The organism is Bartonella sp. AP3QHHD (genome assembly GCF_042195765.1).
Taxonomy (GTDB): Bacteria; Pseudomonadota; Alphaproteobacteria; order Rhizobiales; family Rhizobiaceae; genus Bartonella.
This window is the reverse complement of the sequence record NZ_JBHIPC010000077.1, coordinates 1-17,535: the sequence shown is the minus strand read 5'-3', so window position 1 is coordinate 17,535 and position 17,535 is coordinate 1. Positions and strand designations below refer to the sequence as shown.

The following is a 17,535-nucleotide window of genomic DNA, read 5'->3' as shown; positions in this document are numbered from 1 at the left end:
TATACTTTTATTCAACCGTGACTGATTTTGCTAAATTACGGGGTTGATCAACATCTGTTCCTAATAAAACAGCCGTATGATAAGCGATTAACTGAACAGGGAGTGCATAAATAATAGGAGAAATAAATTCTGGAACATCTGGCAAAGTGATCGTTGATAAAGTCTTAAGAAAAGCCACCTCTGCTCCTTTTTTATCGGTTATTAAAATAATACGACCATTACGCGCTACCACTTCTTGCATATTAGAAAAAGTTTTTTCAAACCACCGATCATAAGGTGCAACAACAATAACGGGTATTGTCTCATCCACCAGAGCAATTGGTCCATGCTTTAATTCACCTGCCGCATAACCTTCAGCATGAATATAAGAAAGCTCTTTCAGTTTAAGAGCTCCCTCCAAAGCAATCGGATAAGAAGTTCCACGTCCCAGATAAAGAACACTTTTTGCATTCACCAAATCACGACAAATACATTCAATTTTTCTCTCTAATTTTAAGACCTCATTTAAAATACGTGGAACTTCTGCCAACTGTTGAACCAGTTTCTTTTCCATTTGAGCCGAGAGATAGCCACGTTGTTTAGCAGCACTAAGAGCGAGTGAAGCAAGCGTTGCCAATTGACAGGTAAAAGCTTTTGTTGAAGCAACACCTATTTCCGGTCCGGCAAGTGTTGGGAGAATAAAATCAGCCTCCCTTGCCATTGTTGATTGCTCTACATTCACAATTGTTGCTGTTTTTACACCCCGCTCACGACAATAACGCAAAGAAGCCAATGTATCAGCTGTCTCACCAGATTGAGAAACAAACAGCGATAACACATCAGACGTTATAGGAGGTTCACGATAACGAAACTCCGAAGCAACATCATTATCAACACTTAAAGCGGCAAATTTCTCAAACCAATAGCGCGCAACTAAGGTTGAATAATAAGCCGTTCCACAACTCGCAAAAAGAAGCCGATGAATATTTTTCCAATCAATCAAATTCTCAAGCGGTCTAACGACATAATTTCCAAGGTCAAGATAATGCGCCAAATTATGAGAAATCACTTCAGGTTGTTCAAACATTTCCTTGTGCATAAAATGACGATGATTACCCTTAGAAATCAATAAAGCCCCTTCGAGTAATGTCGTCACAGGACGTTTTACCGGTTGGTTGTTAGCATCATAAATTGTAACACCCTCCCGTGTGAGAACAGCCCAATCCCCATCTTCCATATAGCTAATATAATCAACGAATGGTGCCAAAGCAATCGCATCTGAACCCACAAAAAATTCATCTTTTCCATAACCAATTGCCAGAGGTGGACCAGAACAAGCAGCAATCATAAGGTTATCTTCACCTTCGAAAATAAGAGCAATAGCAAAAGCCCCCTGCAGCCTTTTCCAACTAGTACGCATAGCTTCTTGCGGAGAAAGACCATCTTTTAATGCACGCGTTATTAAATGTGCAATAACTTCCGTATCCGTCTCTGTTTCAAAGATACAACCATCCTCTATGAGTTCCTTTTGCAATTCTACAAAATTTTCAATAATACCATTATGAACAATCGCAAGCTTTTCAGTCACATGGGGATGCGCATTGCGTTCAACAGCAATTCCATGCGTAGCCCAACGGGTATGACCAATCCCTAAACTTCCCTCCAGAGGTGTTTTTTTTAATTTTTCTTCTAAATGAACAAGCTTCCCCTCAGCACGTACACGATAAAGATGCCCATTATGGACTGTTGCCACCCCAGATGAATCATACCCTCTATATTCAAGACGTTTTAACCCCTCAACCAAAAAGGACGTAACACACCTCTTTCCAAGAATTCCAATAATTCCACACATTAAAAAGCTCCAACCCTCATCTTAAGATTTAAATCTTATAAAACAATCCAACAGCCTTTATTTAAAACTATAAATAATAAAATAATTCAAACATGGAGTACGGCAATCTTTAAGAATAAACATCCTATCCATCGTTAGATTAACACGAAACAAAGGAATAGACTGAAAATAATCATTTTTTCTGTTTGTTTTCTAACAAGCGCTCTCGAAATTTTGTCGCATAGCCCTCTTTTATAACCTGTCGTGCACGCCCAAAAGCCATACTGTTCATAGGAATATTTTCAGTAATAACACTTCCTGAAGCAACATAAGAGCCATCCCCTATTACCAATGGGGAAACAAGTGCCGTATTAGACCCAACAAAAGCATGATCACCAATTATGGTTTTATATTTGTTAAATCCATCATAATTACAAGTAATCGTACCAGCTCCAATATTGGTATGTGCACCAATTTCGGCATCACCAATATAACTTAAATGATTGATTTTAGAAGATTCTCCTACCTTAGCTTGTTTGACTTCACAAAAATTTCCAATCTTTACGGACTTCGCCAACTCTGTTCCTGGACGCAAACGTGCATAGGGACCAATCTGTGCATCCTTACCAACCACAGCACCCTCGAGATAACTAAATGCATGAATAACAGCACCAGATTGTACTTTCACGCTTAATCCAAAATAAACATTTGGTTCTATCACCACCCCTGGTTCAATTTCTGTATCATAAGAAAAATAGAGTGTTTCTGGTTTTAAGAGTGTAACACCCGATAACATTAAATCGCGCGCTTTACGTTTTTGCCACAAAGAATCAGCCTCAGAAAGCTCAAGACTGTTGTTAATTCCTACAATATCTTCAAAAGGAACTTCAACAACACGCACATCTAATCCTTCGCGTATTGCAAGAGCAGCAATATCTGTTAAATAATATTCTTTTTTCACATTGTTATTACCAACCTTCTCTAAAAGAGAAAGTGCAAGTTTTCCACGCATAGCGAGTATTCCACCGTTACAAAAAGAAATCTTTTTTTCTTCATCGCTAGCGTCTTTTTCTTCTACAATTGCGATCAATTGACCATTTTTCTCGAGAAGACGCCCATAACCTGTTGGATTTTGGGTATGAAAACCTGCAAAAACAACATCTGCTCCATCAGCAAGCTGTGCACGCATTTGGTTCAATGAATCTTGCTGAATGAGAGGCGTATCCCCAAAAACAATGAGAACATCATCCACTTCCTTTTGCAAAGCTAAACGAGCAGATAAAACAGCATGAGCTGTTCCTAAACGCTCTTTTTGTTCAAAAATCATCGCATCTTTTACAAATGACTGAACAACGTGCGTAACCTCCTTAGCACCAAATCCTACAACGACTGCTAATTGTGAAGAGCCTGCCAATTCTATTTGTTTTAGAACATGGCATATAAGAGGCAATCCAGCAATTTTATGAAGTACCTTAGGCAGAGACGATTTCATGCGCGTCCCCTCACCTGCAGCAAGAACAATAGAAAGACAACTTCTAACCATAGAAACACATAAGACTAACGAGAAAATCCAAAAAAATTCATAATATCGTGCCAACGAATATCTTCAATATAACTCAACGAAGGATAATGTTCTAAAAGCCAAAATGAAAGATCCTGCATAGAGCCTGTTAAAAACAAAATCCCTGTAAGAATAAGAAAAACACCAATAATTTTTTCAACTTTTCCTAAATGAATACGAAAAGCTCCTAAAAATCGCATAAAACTGCTCGAAAATAAAGCTGCCAAAATAAAAGGAATAGCAAGACCTAATGCATAAACCGCTAATAGAACAGCTCCCTCTCCCACAGTTTCTTTTGTTCCAGCAAGCGTTATAATAGGGCCTAAAATGGGGCCAATACACGGTGTCCAACCAAAAGCGAAAGCTAACCCAATAATATACGCGCCTAAAGGACCAGAAGGTGTTTTTTTGGTCTGAAAACGCGCTTCACGGAATAAAAAAGCGATCTTGAAAATCCCCAAAAAATTTAAACCAAAAATAATAATGACAATTCCAGCAGCAAGGGCGAACCAATCACGATAATAACCGATGAATTTCCCAATTGTGCTAGCACTGGCACCTAAAGCAACAAAAACAGTCGTAAACCCGAGAACAAAAGCAATAACAGAAGACAATAAAGCCCACCGTACAAAGACTTTCTCATCACGATTTTTTGAACGAAAATCATCAATACCAACACCTGCCATATAGCAGAAATAAGGAGGAACTAATGGCAAAACGCAGGGCGACAAAAAAGAGAGTGCCCCAGCAAAAAACACACCAACTGTTGAAATTTCAATCAAAACTCATACCCCGTCTCTCATCATAGTTTACCCCCATGAACAACAATCAATCCACATCTTCATCAATTCGTTGCATATTTTGCTCATTCGCCACCACACTTATATCTTCATCATGACCAGAAACGACTGAAAAAACTTTTTGATAGATTTTATCTTTATTTTTAGCAATTGCAATATACTCTCCCTCCGCTAACACGAGTGAAACATAAGCACCAACTGTTTCATAAACGATATCACCAGAATCATTGGCAAGAGACCAACTTGTATCTGCAAGCGCTTCCCCTCCTTCTTGTCGTACCAGCTTTAAGACAATCTGAGCAGCCTGATGTTCAAGGGTAACTTCTGTCATTTTACCAGCATCCACTTGAATATCCGAACGAGCCGTCGCATTAATAGAACCATAATGGGAAGCAACATGGTAGCGGCCAGCTTTTAAACGCACAACTGATTGGGGTTTAACATTTGATAAAATCACCCCCGTATCATCATTTTCTTTTTCATCCTCATAAATGGTAAAACGTAATTCCTTTTCATTCATTACACCATTGAGCAGTGTTGCATTTAAAATGACTCCACCAGCCTCAAGATTAAAGTTTTTTACAAGACTCTGTCCATTTTTTAAACGAATATGGCGCACAGCACTCATATGACCAAATGAGACATGAACAAGATAATTTCCTGGTTCGAGATCAAAACGCGCACTTCCCCCCTTATAGGTTGCCACTAATGGTAATTTATTATCAATCCCTAGAATAGGGGCATAAACCCGCCAGACAAGCCCTTTTTCAATATCCGGATGACTATTTGTTAATCGAGCATTCAAAATGAGTTGTGTTTGAGATGCTACATTTTCTTTTTCCTGCTCTTGAGACTTTACAATAAAACTCCTTGATTGTCCCTGCTGCTGATCTTTCCCTTCTCCTTCTTCAGAAAAAGCACAGTGGCTCCAGATCAATAAAGTAAGCACCACGCACAACCATACACATCGGTGCACTATTTTTATAAGAATACCCATTCTCACATTGTTGACCAACATGATATTTTTTTCAAGAAACAATATCACAAAGCCATCATTTTAAATTGAAAAACTCACACCACAACCACATGATGAAACAGCATTGGGATTGTGGATTTGAAAAGACTGCCCCATAAGATCATCAACAAAATCAATCTCAGCTCCTTCCATGAAAGGAAGTGATAGTAAATCAATAAACACAACAGCCCCATCTTTTGTGAGAACGAGGTCATCTTTACACATTTCAGAAACCAAGTCATATTTATAAGAAAAACCAGAACACCCACCACCTTCAACAGAAATACGCAATGCTATTTTATCGGGTTCACGCAAAAGTATCTGTGCAATTTTTTTGGCAGCAACATCTGAAATTTTCACATTCATTTTATATATCCTTGCATTAAACCATCAAGAAAGAGTATCCCATACTCAAAGAGCAGTTTATTTGTCATAAACCACTCTCAATTTTAAGATGATAATGGGCAACTTGCAATGGATATAGGCAATATCAACTTTAATTACCAATCTCGAGCAGTGTACAGTGCTCATCCGCAAACAAGCCGTGGTAGATTATTCCATGAAACGATGAGTACCACACGCTCACCTTTTCAACGAGATAGAGATCGTATTATCCATTCTAATGCATTTCGACGTCTTAAACATAAAACGCAAGTATTTATTGCTGACGAAAGCGATCATTATCGTACTCGCCTAACCCATTCCATAGAGGTCTCTCAAATTGCAAGAACATTAGCCCGTGCCCTTTGTCTTGATGAAGATCTTGCCGAAGCCATTGCCCTTGTTCACGACTTTGGACACACGCCCTTTGGCCATGCTGGAGAAGATGCACTTAATGAAGCCATGGTACATTATGGCGGCTTTGATCATAATGCACAAGCATTACGCATTGTCACAAAACTAGAACAGCGCTATGCAAATTTTGATGGACTTAACCTTACATGGGAAACCCTCGAAGGACTTGTAAAGCATAATGGTCCCCTTTTAGGTCCTCACGCGAAGAATAAGGAAGTTCCTATCGATATTTTACAATACAATGCAGAGCAAGACCTTGCACTCGATTGTTTTGCAGGACTAGAAGCGCAATGTGCTGCTATTGCAGATGATATCGCATACAATGCGCATGATATTGATGATGGTCTACGTTCGCAATTTTTAACACTCGATCAATTTGAACATGTTTCACTAACAGCAACAATATTAAAAGATATAACAGATGAGCATCCCCACCTCGACCAAGCGCGTCGCGGTTACACACTTGTACGAAGACAAATAACAACCATGGTTGAAGATGTTATCAAACAATCACAAGAAAATTTAGCACGCATCAAACCAACAAGCATAAACGATATTCACCAAGCAAAACAAACTATTGTCACCTTTTCACCGACAATGATCGTTTATGAAAAAGAACTAAAAAACTTTTTATTTAAAAATCTTTACTACCATGAACAAGTTCTTAGTCGTCGCAATGCAGCAAAATGCATTGTACAAAAATTATTCAATTGTTATTATGAAAATCCAAATACAATGCCTGAAAGTTGGCAGAGCAAAACAGTGCACTTAAAAAATCAAGAGTTAGCACGTTTGATTGCTGACTTTCTTTCAGGCATGACAGATCACTACGCTCTACGTGAATATCACCGTTTATTTGACCATACAGATAATTTCGTCTAATGGCTTTTGGCATCATCATGGAAGCTAAATATGAATATCTTTAAAAACTTCGAAAAAAAAATTAAGAGATCAATTGAATTATCTGATATAAAAGGAAAAAATGGAGAAGATCTAGATTTATCAAAAATCACTGTTGATCCTCCGCGTGATTCCTCCCATGGTCATTTATCAACCAATGCTGCTATGGTGCTTGCAAAATCTATTGGAATCAATCCACGTGCACTTGCAGATAAAATCATAGAACTTCTTAAAAATGATTCCTCTATCGAAAATATAGATGTTGCCGGTCCTGGTTTTATAAACATAAAGCTTACAAAATTATTTTGGCAAGATGCTATAAAATCCATGCTTGAATCAGGCACTTCTTATGGTCGTATTCCAATGGGACAAGGAAAACGCGTCAATGTTGAATATGTCTCAGCAAATCCGACAGGACCAATGCATGTAGGACACTGCCGCGGAGCGGTTGTTGGGGATGTTCTCTCCAATTTGCTACAATTTACGGGCTATAACATTACGAAAGAATATTATATCAATGATGCTGGTCAACAAATCGAAGTCCTCGCCCACTCTGTACTATTGCGCTATCGTGAGGCTCTTGGGCAAGAAATTAATGAAATTCCAGAAGGGCTATATCCTGGAGAATACTTGATACCATTGGGACAATCACTTGCTCAAGAGTTTGGTGACCAACTCCTCACGATGGATAAAGATGAAGCCTTATCTCTTGTGAAAGAACGTGCAATTCATGCAATGATGTCCATGATTCGCGAAGATTTGGCTGCTCTTAATATTTATCATGATATCTTTTTCTCTGAGCGAATGCTTTATGCAGATAATGCACGCGCCATTCGTAACACCATTAACGACCTCACTTTAAATGGTTATATCTACAAAGGAAAACTCCCCCCTCCCAAGGGACAAAATACAGAAGATTGGGAACCAAGTGAACAAACTTTGTTCCGTTCAACAAATGTTGGTGATGACCAAGACCGTGTTTTAGTCAAATCTGATGGTTCTTACACTTATTTTGCTGCTGATGTTGCTTATTTTCGGGATAAATTTAATCGTCATTTTGATGAAATGATTTATATTCTAGGCACAGACCATGCTGGCTATGTAAAGCGGCTAGAGGCAATGGCAAAAGCAATTTCTGGGGATAAAGCTAAATTAAGCGTCTTCTTATGTCAATTGGTAAAACTTTTTCGCAACGGTCATCCTGTACGCATGTCAAAAAGAGCGGGATCTTTTGTCACTCTACGGGATGTTGTCGAAGAGGTTGGGCGTGATCCTGTGCGTTTTATGATGTTATACCGTAAGTGTGAAGCACCTCTTGATTTTGATTTTGCAAAAGTAACAGAACAATCAAAAGATAACCCCATCTTTTACGTACAATATGCAAGTGCACGTTGTCACTCAGTCTTTCGTCAAGCACAAGAAGCGCTTCATATTAAAAGCTTTTCAAATGATACATTAATCGCCCATCTTCATCGATTAACAGATGACCATGAAATATTGTTAATACGCAAACTTTCTGAATATCCACGTATCATTGAACAGGCCGTCGTTCATAAGGAACCGCATCGATTAGCGTTTTATCTTTATGACCTTGCTTCCAGCTTTCACACCCATTGGAATAAAGGGAGTGAAAATCTCAATTTACGCTTTATTCAACCTGATGATAAAGAGTTATCCTTTGCAAGATTGGGGTTGATACAAGCTGTTATCAATATTTTATCATCAGGACTTACCATCATAGGAGTCGAAGCACCAATAGAAATGCATTGAAAAAGTTCTATAAATACATACAATAGGTACTCTATTGATAAACTTTTTCATGTATCCTTGCATGAGAGGGGGAAAATTTATAATTTTAATATAACAAATCAAAATCAACCATTGATTGCACGCAGATGCAAATCACCATGTGAGAAAAGCTATGAGCGATAACGATCGCAAAAATCTACACGAAACAAAACACGATCATGAACACCATGATCCTTTGGAAAGGCTTACGCGCATTTTTAATCCGCACAAACAAAGCGGAAACCAAAATGAGCAATCTTCTTTACAGACAGATCGATCAACATCTCACCCCGAAACATCATCCCATGATGATGATTTTGATTTGTCCTTTCTAGAAGAGGAACTTGAAAATAATTTAGCACATGACTTACCGTTTGATGATCAAAAAAAACAATGGGACTTGCGTGCAACCAGCAACGCAACAGCCTCAGATATTGCACAAACTGTTTCTTTCAACCATTCAAAACAAAATAATTTATCTGAAGAGAAATATTCTTCACCTAGCAGTCATGATGAAGAACAAATTTTAGATGAGCTTTCTCCATTACCAATCCCAAAGAATCAATCCCCTCAAGAGAAAACAACAGCAACCAGTGCTGATCCGTTTCTTAAAAAAAGTAACCTTATTTCACAATCAGAATCAGAAAATTTCTTTTTTGATAAATCTGAAAGACGCGAAAATAAGAAAGAGATTCCAGAATCTGTTGAACAAACCAATCGTTTTTCACAAACAAATTCACAACAGCCTAAAACTACGGATATACAACAAACTTATGATGACAATCAAAACCTCTATGACATTCCTGTAAACCATCCCTATAAAATTTCAGCTGATCAAGAAAATTGGATCAAAAAAGATTATCCTGATGTCTCCTCTTCTACAGAGGCAAATGAGTTTTTCTCATCTTCTAATCTTATGTCAGAAAGACAAAACACTGCAAGAAATCAAACAAGAAGTACCTTCTCCTCACCTTTAGATTCTCCACCAGTTGATAGACAATCTTATTTAAAGGGGGCTTCACAAGAAGATCATACAACCAATTATCCCCATTTTTTTGCAGAAAACCCCTCACAACAAAAAACTTATGGCGAAAAAGTTCCGATATATGATGAGGCTCGAGCCCAATACATCAATAACGCCGAAGGTGCCTCTAACCCAAATAGAGAAATTTCATATAATGAAAATAATTTAGATGAGTTTCTTTCCTCATCCCCCTCTTTAAATACAAAACAAACGGATGGCTTTTTTGCCCATAACTATACGCACAGAGATACTCCCCCTCCCAATGTTGATACTTATAAATTTTCAGAGGAAATCGTAGAAAAAACTGGTCCTATTATGGTTCCAGAAGTCCCGTATGAAGCGCCAGAATATGATGTGCCAACTAGTGGTGGTTTAGAAGAAGAATTTGCTGATGTACTTAATGTAGGAAATGTCCCAACGGATAATTTTTCTCAAAAACAACAGAAAAATGAGGTTTTTAGTGAAGTTTTTCATCAGTCTATGCAAAATTCAAAAGAAGGTGTTTATATAAACTCTAAAGAACAAAATTCCGACTATTTTTCTTCTGCCAATATGGAATATAATTTTCCCCCTTTTAGCGAGAATTCATCATATACAAGCTCAGATGAGGTTCCCACGCATCCACCAGCTCCTCCTCCCTTAAAAAGTTTTATTTTTAGTAAAACTTTCGTTAAAGGTATTTTTATACTTATTTTAATAGGAATTGGGTTTTCTGCTTATTCGCATTTTTTTATGCCATCACAAAAAAATGAAGAAACGGTCATTATCCACGCTGATAATACGCCTTTTAAATTCAAACCAGAAACAACTGAAACGAAAAATGATGTTGCACATAATTTAGATATCTATAAACAAACAACTGAACAAAATGAGAAACAAGAAAATACACAACAATTTCTTATTGATAACTCTGAACAACCTGAAAATTTAAAAGAATTAAACCCTGAAGAATCTTCAAACATTTCCTCATCGTCTTTAAATGAATCTGATGTTGAAGATGCAGTCACAGAAGCTATAAATCATACTATTCCAATGCGAGAAGTACAAACTGTTATTGTCAATCAAGATGGTACAGTTACACTAGCCCCCGCGCATCAAACAAACAGTAAAACTGCTGCTCAATCTGAAGAAAGCATTGATCAAGCTTCTAATGAACTTCAAGATTCGTCCCTTGTTTCGTCGCATAATTCTGATATAAACGACCAAGAAAGAGATCATGATCTTAAAAATAATATTGATAAAATAATCGCAGAAAATAATTCTAGCTCAAATATTGAAGAAAAATTTATCCCTATTCCTTCTCATGCAGAAAGAAATACACAAGTTGAAACAACAGCCGCGTCTCGCCCCATATCACCAAACAGAGTCGCAGCACAAAATTCAGAAAGTTATTACGTACAACTTGCATCTCAGCCAACGCATGAGCTCGCTAGAAGTTCTTTAAAAAATATGAAATCTAAATTTGGATTCCTTATCGGTACCCGTTCTTTAAATATTCAACCCGCTTTTATACCAGGAAAAGGCACTTATTACCGTGTTCGGATTCAAACACAAGACCGTAATGAAGCCATAATCCTTTGTGAAACCATTAAAAGTTCTGGAGGAAGTTGCTTCATCACGCGCTAAACCAATAATGCAACGGTTATTAAAACCGTTGCATTATTTATTTCCATACCATTTAATTACTTATCAAAAACTTCAGAAATTAAAATCGTCTAATCTTTTTTATGTCTTTGCGCTGACTTTATTCTTTAGTCTACGTCGATTTTCGTCCTATCTAAAAGATTATATTTATAAAAAAATCACTCCGTACCCTTATAAGTATAAGGTACAGAAGGAAGCGAATTTAAATCTTTTTTGGGCGTTGTTACGCTTTGGCTTGTTTCTGGAGTATTATAACGCGAACTATGTTCAGGAGATTTTGCAAAAAAAGATCCTAAAAAACCAAAAACAAACCAGAGAATAACGACCGCAAGAAGAATAGCAAAAATACCCTTAGCAATTGAAACACGTTGTTCACTATCTCTTCTTTCTGCTGCCATACGTTCTTCATATGTGCGATAATTTTTATCAATCATAGTAGATTCCTTTTCTCAATTCCCTTACCTTTTAATTTCTAGACAATATGCATATATGAAATTATTCAGATACTTATTTTGAGAAAACGATAATTATAGAAAAAAGTTCCAGCTTACTTCATAAAGTTGAGAAAAAGAGGCGAGAGTAGAATTAAAATATCTATCATAGCCTTTGAATTCTATAATAAACCTCTTTGTGTTTTATAATAAAACATTGACACAAAGGTTTTGTTAATAATAGAGTTGTGATCAAAATATCTCATTATTTTTATTAATAAAAATGAAACATACTCAAAAGGTTTTTTTATGAAATCTCCTATATCGTCGCTTCCCTTAAAAATAGAAAAACACCCATCTCCTCTGTCAGAAGAAAAATGTGAAGAAATTTTAAAAAGTCCCGGTTTTGGTCAATTTTTCACAGACCACATGTGTACTATTCAATGGACTGAAGACAAAGGCTGGCATAATGCCATCATTTCTCAATACAAAGCTTTAGAAATTAACCCTGCAAGTACCGTTTTACATTACGGACAGGAAATTTTTGAGGGTTTAAAAGCATATCGAGCAAAAGATGGGCGCATCTTGCTCTTCCGTCCTGATGCCAATGCACAACGCTTTATAGAATCAGCGAGGCGTTTAGCTATGCCAGAATTGCCAAAAGATATTTTTCTGGATGCCGTTCATCAATTAGTAAAAATTGATCAAAAATGGGTTTCTAATCATCCCAACGCTAGCCTCTATATCCGTCCATTTATGTTTGGCAATGAAAACTTTTTGGGAGTCCGCCCTTCTCAAGAATATCTTTTTTGTATCATAGCCTCTCCAGTTGAATCCTATTTCAAAGGAGAAGAAAAATCTGTCAATGTATGGATTGAAACAGATTATAGCCGCGCTGGTCCAGGGGGCACAGGCGCTGCAAAATGTGGAGGAAACTATGCAGCAAGCTTACTGGCACAAAAAACTGCAACTGAAAATAATTGTAGCCAAGTACTCTTTCTTGATATGATTGAACATAAATGGATTGAAGAACTTGGTGGTATGAATGTCTGCTTTATTATGGCAGATAGTACACTTGTAACCCCTGCGCTTAACGGCACTATTCTTCCAGGGATAACTCGTGATTCAATCTTAAGGTTAGCTCAACAAATGGGATTAAAAATAGAAGAGCGTCCTTATTCTTTTGCAGCACTTCAAGAAGATGCAAAGAGTGGACACCTTAAAGAAGTCTTTGCTTGTGGTACAGCTGCCGTTGTCACATCAATTGGTCGTTTTAAATATAAAGGGGGAGAATTTATTATTGGAAATGAAACAGTTGGAGGAGTTACAAAGCAGCTTCGTACACAATTGGTTGGCCTTCAAAAAGGGAACATAGAAGATAAAAATGGCTGGGTTCATTCTGTCCAGCTCTCATAATAATAAGATATTCTCATATCTATAAACGCTTCCATAAAAATAGATTCATGGAAGCGTATTTCCTAGAAAAACTCCCTCTATTTTTAATGACGAAAAAAGAAAGCATTAATCAAATTTTGAATGATCTCTATGCTGCGCTTTAATATTACGGACTGTACCCGTATGGGAGCGCATTATGAGAGTTTCCGTTTGAATGTAACGAGATGTAAATTTAACACCAGAAAGCATATTGCCATCTGTCACCCCTGTTGCTGCAAACAAAACATCACCCTTTGCCATTTCTTCCATTGTATAAGCTTTATTGGGATCACTAATCCCCATTTTAGCTGCACGAGCAATTTTCTCTTCTGTATCTAGCAGCAAACGACCTTGCATCTGTCCTCCAATACAGCGCAAAGCAGCAGAAGCTAAAACACCTTCAGGAGCTCCCCCAATCCCCATATAGATATCAATACCTGTTTCTTCTGGATCAGTTGTATCAATAACAGCAGCAACATCTCCATCCCCAATCAAGCGAATCGATGCCCCTGTTGCACGTACTTCATTAACCAATTTTTCATGACGAGGTCTATCCATAATACAAACAACAATCTGATTAACAGCCACTCCTTTAGCCTTCGCAAGAGCATGGATATTATCGGTAGGACAAGCATCTATATCTACTACTCCCTTTGGATAACCAGGACCAATAGCAATTTTTTTCATATAAACATCAGGAGCGTAAAGGAGATTACCTTTTTCAGCAATTGCAATTACTGCCAAAGAATTGGCAATATTTTTAGCACAAAGTGTTGTTCCCTCTAGTGGATCAAGTGCAATATCGATCGCCAACCCACTTTGAAGACCTACTTTTTCTCCAATATAAAGCATAGGCGCTTCATCCCGCTCACCTTCACCAATCACCACTGTACCATCAATAGGCAATCGATTAAGTTCCTGCCGCATTGCATCTACAGCAGCCTGATCCGCAGCTTTTTCATCGCCACGCCCGCGCCAGCGTGCAGCAGCAACAGCAGCACGTTCAGTAACACGTACCAATTCAAGCGTCAAAATACGATCAAGTCCATTTAAAATCTTCTGAGTTGTGGGCATATGAAAAAATCCTACCGAATGAATACCAGAAAAAATATGAGTCCTTATTAAATACTAAGAATAAAGTTTTTGGCAAAGATGAAAATTTTCCACAAGAAACAAAAGAACTCAAGCTTGCCTTTTTGTCATTATCAAGAAAGTTATCAATTCTCTGCCATAGGCTCAATACGAATAAATTGAGATTTTGCAACAAGATGTCCATCTTTTTCAATTTCTGCAAGTGCCTGTCGTACATTCACCTCTGTTGTTTCATGCGTAATTAAAATAATTGTTTTTTCAATTTGATCTTCTACAAAAGATCTTTGAACAATCGACTCCAATGAGATGTGATTATCAGCCATATGCCTTGCAACCGCGGCAAAAACACCAGTACGATCATGAACATTTAAACGAATAAAATAACCCCCTGCATGATGCGAAATACGTGCTTTTTTATGAGGAGTAAGTTCTAATGCTGGACGTCTTAAAACAGGTGCATACTGAAAACCAGAACGCGCTTTTGCTATATCAGCCAAATCACCAATAACGGCTGATGCTGTTGCCATTCCTCCGGCGCCAGGACCAGAAAACAGTAATTCACCTAATAAATCACTTTGAATAGAAAGAGCATTGGTTACGCCATTTATCTGTGCAATCATTGAAGATGTTGGTACCATTGTTGGATGAACGCGTTGCTCTATTCCAGAATCCGTTTTTAATGCAACTCCTAAAAGCTTAATCCGATACCCTAATTCATCAGCTGCTCGAATATCAATTTGCGAAATATTATGAATTCCTTCAACATAAACATCATCTAACGAAACAGCTGTTCCAAATGCCAAGCTTGTCAACAAAGCTAATTTATGAGCAGTATCATTTCCCTCAATATCAAAACTTGGATCTGCTTCAGCATATCCAAGTCTCTGTGCATCTGCTAAACAATCTTTAAATGAAAGACCTTCCGTAAACATGCGTGTTAATATATAATTACAGGTTCCATTGAGAATACCATAAATTCGCGATATCTGATTACTGACAAGTGATTCTCTCATCGCTTTGATGACAGGAATTCCCCCTGCAACAGCTGCTTCAAAATGAAGAAAAACTCCTTTTTTTTCTGCAATTATAGCCAGCTCTACTCCATGTCGAGCAAGAAGGGCTTTATTGGCTGTTACAACATGATGTCCCGCCTCAAGCGCTCTCTTAACAGCGGTGTACACCACATCCAATTCACCACCAATTAACTCTACAAAAACATCAATCTCATCAGAAGCAGCCAACTCCACGGGTGAATCAAACCATTTTATATCACTGAGATCAATTCCACGATTACGGCTTTTATCGCGCGCACTAACAGCAACGACTTTGATGAATCGCCCACATTGACAAGCTAAACTATTCGCTTTTTCACATAGAGCTCGAACAACTGAAGTACCAACCGTACCAAGTCCCGCAACACCAACTTTTAAAGCTTCTGCCATTATTAACCACTGATCCCTCTCTTCACTGAAAAATCGTTTAAATGATGTGCCAATCAACACAAAGAATACTTACATCCATAAGAACAAAAGAAATACCCCGCTCTATTCACTTCATGTTCTCCAATAGAATTATTCCCGCTTGTTCAATCAACATTCCTAAAAATATAATATTTATTGTCTTCAAAGATTTCAGAATCTTTATAAAATATCTAATTCAGAATGAAAATCTGTAAAACTGATAAATGCAAATTGCCATAAAGAAAAGTTCTAAAAAATAATCAATAACAAGTTAAAGAATATTAAGGACTTAGTAAGAAAGAATAAAAACATCTCTTCTAAATTAACAAATACGGAACAAAAAACATTCTTTCATATGAAAAATTAAGAGAATGGATAAAACAAAGTAGATCAGTAAATAATAACACATTTCTTCCTACCATTCCATAGTTTGAAATATAAATCTTTAATGCAAAAATCTTAATGCACTTATATATCAAAATAGAACCTTACATTAAAGTAAAAAACAAGACTTAATATGTGCACACCATAATTCTGAAATATTATAAATATGGAGAATAAATTTGCAAAACTCAAATATTTTACCTAAACTTACTGCCACCTCTTTGAAAAACTAGCGAATTGAAATGACAAAAATCTCAATCTACCCTTTACCCATGCTAATTCATTTTCAAATAAATAACCTTCTCAACATGTGAGGGAACAAATGAAGGGGTTTTAATTTTAAATTCCTTATAAACATGTAAAAGTAAAGATAAGAAAAATATTTTTAATATATTCTGTAAATAATTGCTTTAATATTTTTATTTTCATCATACAGAATCCATTTATATTTTTTAAAATAAAATTAATCTATGGTTTATGCCTAAAAAAACTTTTGTATGATTGGTATTATTTGCTAATTTGGTAATAAATATTTGTTTTATACTTCATAAATTATACAGTTTTTTGCTTTATGATAAGCTCAAATGAGAAATCTTCTGTATAAAGGCTCTTTCTAGCAAGTTAAATAATATTCTCATGTACAAGCAAAGATAACAAACGATAAAATATGCAAAAAATAAACACACTTAAAATAATGTTTTGATCATTTTTGCCTACTAGTCAAACTGAAAAGAAACAATCCAAACAGGAATTGCTCAAAAATTATTCAATAAAACACACTTTTTTCAAAAAAAATGACACAGAGGGCTTGCGAAGTAAAAAGATCCTCTCTATAAGCCTCATCAATGGTTTGCGCCCATCGTCTAGCGGTTAGGACATCGCCCTTTCACGGCGGAAACAGGGGTTCGATTCCCCTTGGGCGTACCATGTTTCTTTTTTCTGTACATAATCTATTGATTTTATATATCTTTTTTAAAGTACGGGATACGTGGATAAAAGTTAGGGAATAGGATTTTCTAACATTTGTCTACAACAGTAGCATTTTCTTTTCTTTGCGCTTCGCTAATCATCTCTAATAATGTTTTGAATGCTTCTAAATCCTCTTGTGAAAAATCTTTTAAAGTTCTAAAAAACATGCCAACAGTTTTACGCCTCAACGGATCAGAAGTCTTGATTGTAAAACTTTTGCGACAAGCATCCGATTCTCTTCTCAAAATTTCTGCTACCTCTTGATCTAAAGCATAGAGTTCAATTATCTTTTCCTCCAGTCCTACAGGAACAGATTTTTTGCCAATCTCGACAGAAGATAAAAATGCTACAGATATGTCTAATTTCTTAGCCATATCTAAGAGGCGTTCGGAGTGATCAATGCGAAGTTTCCGTAAAATTTTACCAAA

The 17,535-nt window shown here is 36.8% G+C and carries 13 protein-coding genes and 1 tRNA gene; 5 read left to right on the top strand and 9 right to left on the bottom strand.

The window, feature by feature from the left end:
* Positions 1-7: 7 nt before the first annotated feature.
* The 5 genes from glmS to ACFIL7_RS04440 form a co-directional block, all read right to left on the bottom strand.
* Positions 8-1,831 (bottom strand): glutamine--fructose-6-phosphate transaminase (isomerizing), encoded by a 1,824-nt coding sequence (glmS, locus tag ACFIL7_RS04460; protein ID WP_375633178.1) that lies wholly within the window; start codon positions 1,829-1,831, stop codon positions 8-10.
* Positions 1,832-2,003: 172 nt separating this feature from the next.
* A complete protein-coding gene (glmU, locus tag ACFIL7_RS04455; protein ID WP_375633179.1) occupies positions 2,004-3,353 on the bottom strand; it encodes a bifunctional UDP-N-acetylglucosamine diphosphorylase/glucosamine-1-phosphate N-acetyltransferase GlmU in 1,350 nt (449 codons plus the stop codon).
* Between the two features lie 14 nt (positions 3,354-3,367).
* On the bottom strand, positions 3,368-4,153 hold the full coding sequence (locus ACFIL7_RS04450; RefSeq protein WP_375633180.1) for a cytochrome c biogenesis CcdA family protein: 786 nt from the start codon (positions 4,151-4,153) through the stop codon (positions 3,368-3,370).
* A 46-nt stretch (positions 4,154-4,199) separates the two neighbouring features.
* Positions 4,200-5,189 (bottom strand): carboxypeptidase regulatory-like domain-containing protein, encoded by a 990-nt coding sequence (locus ACFIL7_RS04445; RefSeq protein WP_375633193.1) that lies wholly within the window; start codon positions 5,187-5,189, stop codon positions 4,200-4,202.
* A gap of 39 nt (positions 5,190-5,228) precedes the next feature.
* Positions 5,229-5,552, bottom strand: coding sequence for a HesB/IscA family protein (locus tag ACFIL7_RS04440; RefSeq protein ID WP_375633181.1), 324 nt, complete (start codon positions 5,550-5,552; stop codon positions 5,229-5,231).
* Positions 5,553-5,660: 108 nt separating this feature from the next.
* Between ACFIL7_RS04440 and ACFIL7_RS04435 the strand changes: the two genes are divergently transcribed.
* The 3 genes from ACFIL7_RS04435 (at position 5,661) to ACFIL7_RS04425 (ending at position 11,319) form a co-directional block, all read left to right on the top strand.
* Complete coding sequence (locus tag ACFIL7_RS04435) at positions 5,661-6,863, top strand: deoxyguanosinetriphosphate triphosphohydrolase (RefSeq protein ID WP_375633182.1); 1,203 nt, start codon at positions 5,661-5,663, stop codon at positions 6,861-6,863.
* Positions 6,864-6,893: 30 nt separating this feature from the next.
* Positions 6,894-8,651 (top strand): arginine--tRNA ligase, encoded by a 1,758-nt coding sequence (argS, locus tag ACFIL7_RS04430; protein WP_375634467.1) that lies wholly within the window; start codon positions 6,894-6,896, stop codon positions 8,649-8,651.
* Between the two features lie 151 nt (positions 8,652-8,802).
* Positions 8,803-11,319, top strand: a complete 2,517-nt coding sequence (locus tag ACFIL7_RS04425; protein WP_375683395.1) for an SPOR domain-containing protein — start codon at positions 8,803-8,805, stop codon at positions 11,317-11,319.
* 176 nt (positions 11,320-11,495) lie between these two features.
* Here ACFIL7_RS04425 and ACFIL7_RS04420 read toward each other — a convergent pair whose 3' ends face one another.
* Entirely contained in the window at positions 11,496-11,771 is a 276-nt protein-coding gene (locus tag ACFIL7_RS04420; protein ID WP_375642999.1) for a hypothetical protein, read from the bottom strand.
* A 306-nt stretch (positions 11,772-12,077) separates the two neighbouring features.
* Between ACFIL7_RS04420 and ACFIL7_RS04415 the strand changes: the two genes are divergently transcribed.
* Positions 12,078-13,184 (top strand): branched-chain amino acid aminotransferase, encoded by a 1,107-nt coding sequence (locus tag ACFIL7_RS04415; RefSeq protein WP_375643002.1) that lies wholly within the window; start codon positions 12,078-12,080, stop codon positions 13,182-13,184.
* 105 nt (positions 13,185-13,289) lie between these two features.
* Here ACFIL7_RS04415 and glpX read toward each other — a convergent pair whose 3' ends face one another.
* Positions 13,290-14,276 carry a class II fructose-bisphosphatase gene (gene glpX / locus ACFIL7_RS04410; protein WP_375634464.1) on the bottom strand — a complete coding sequence of 329 codons (987 nt, stop codon included), beginning with the start codon at positions 14,274-14,276 and terminating at the stop codon, positions 13,290-13,292.
* A gap of 143 nt (positions 14,277-14,419) precedes the next feature.
* Complete coding sequence (locus ACFIL7_RS04405) at positions 14,420-15,736, bottom strand: homoserine dehydrogenase (protein WP_375633188.1); 1,317 nt, start codon at positions 15,734-15,736, stop codon at positions 14,420-14,422.
* 1,254 nt (positions 15,737-16,990) lie between these two features.
* Here ACFIL7_RS04405 and ACFIL7_RS04400 point away from each other — a divergent pair.
* Positions 16,991-17,065 (top strand) — tRNA-Glu (locus ACFIL7_RS04400).
* A gap of 89 nt (positions 17,066-17,154) precedes the next feature.
* Here the strand turns inward: ACFIL7_RS04400 and ACFIL7_RS04395 are convergent.
* On the bottom strand, positions 17,155-17,535 hold a 381-nt coding region (locus ACFIL7_RS04395; RefSeq protein WP_375683394.1), incomplete at its 5' end, for a helix-turn-helix domain-containing protein.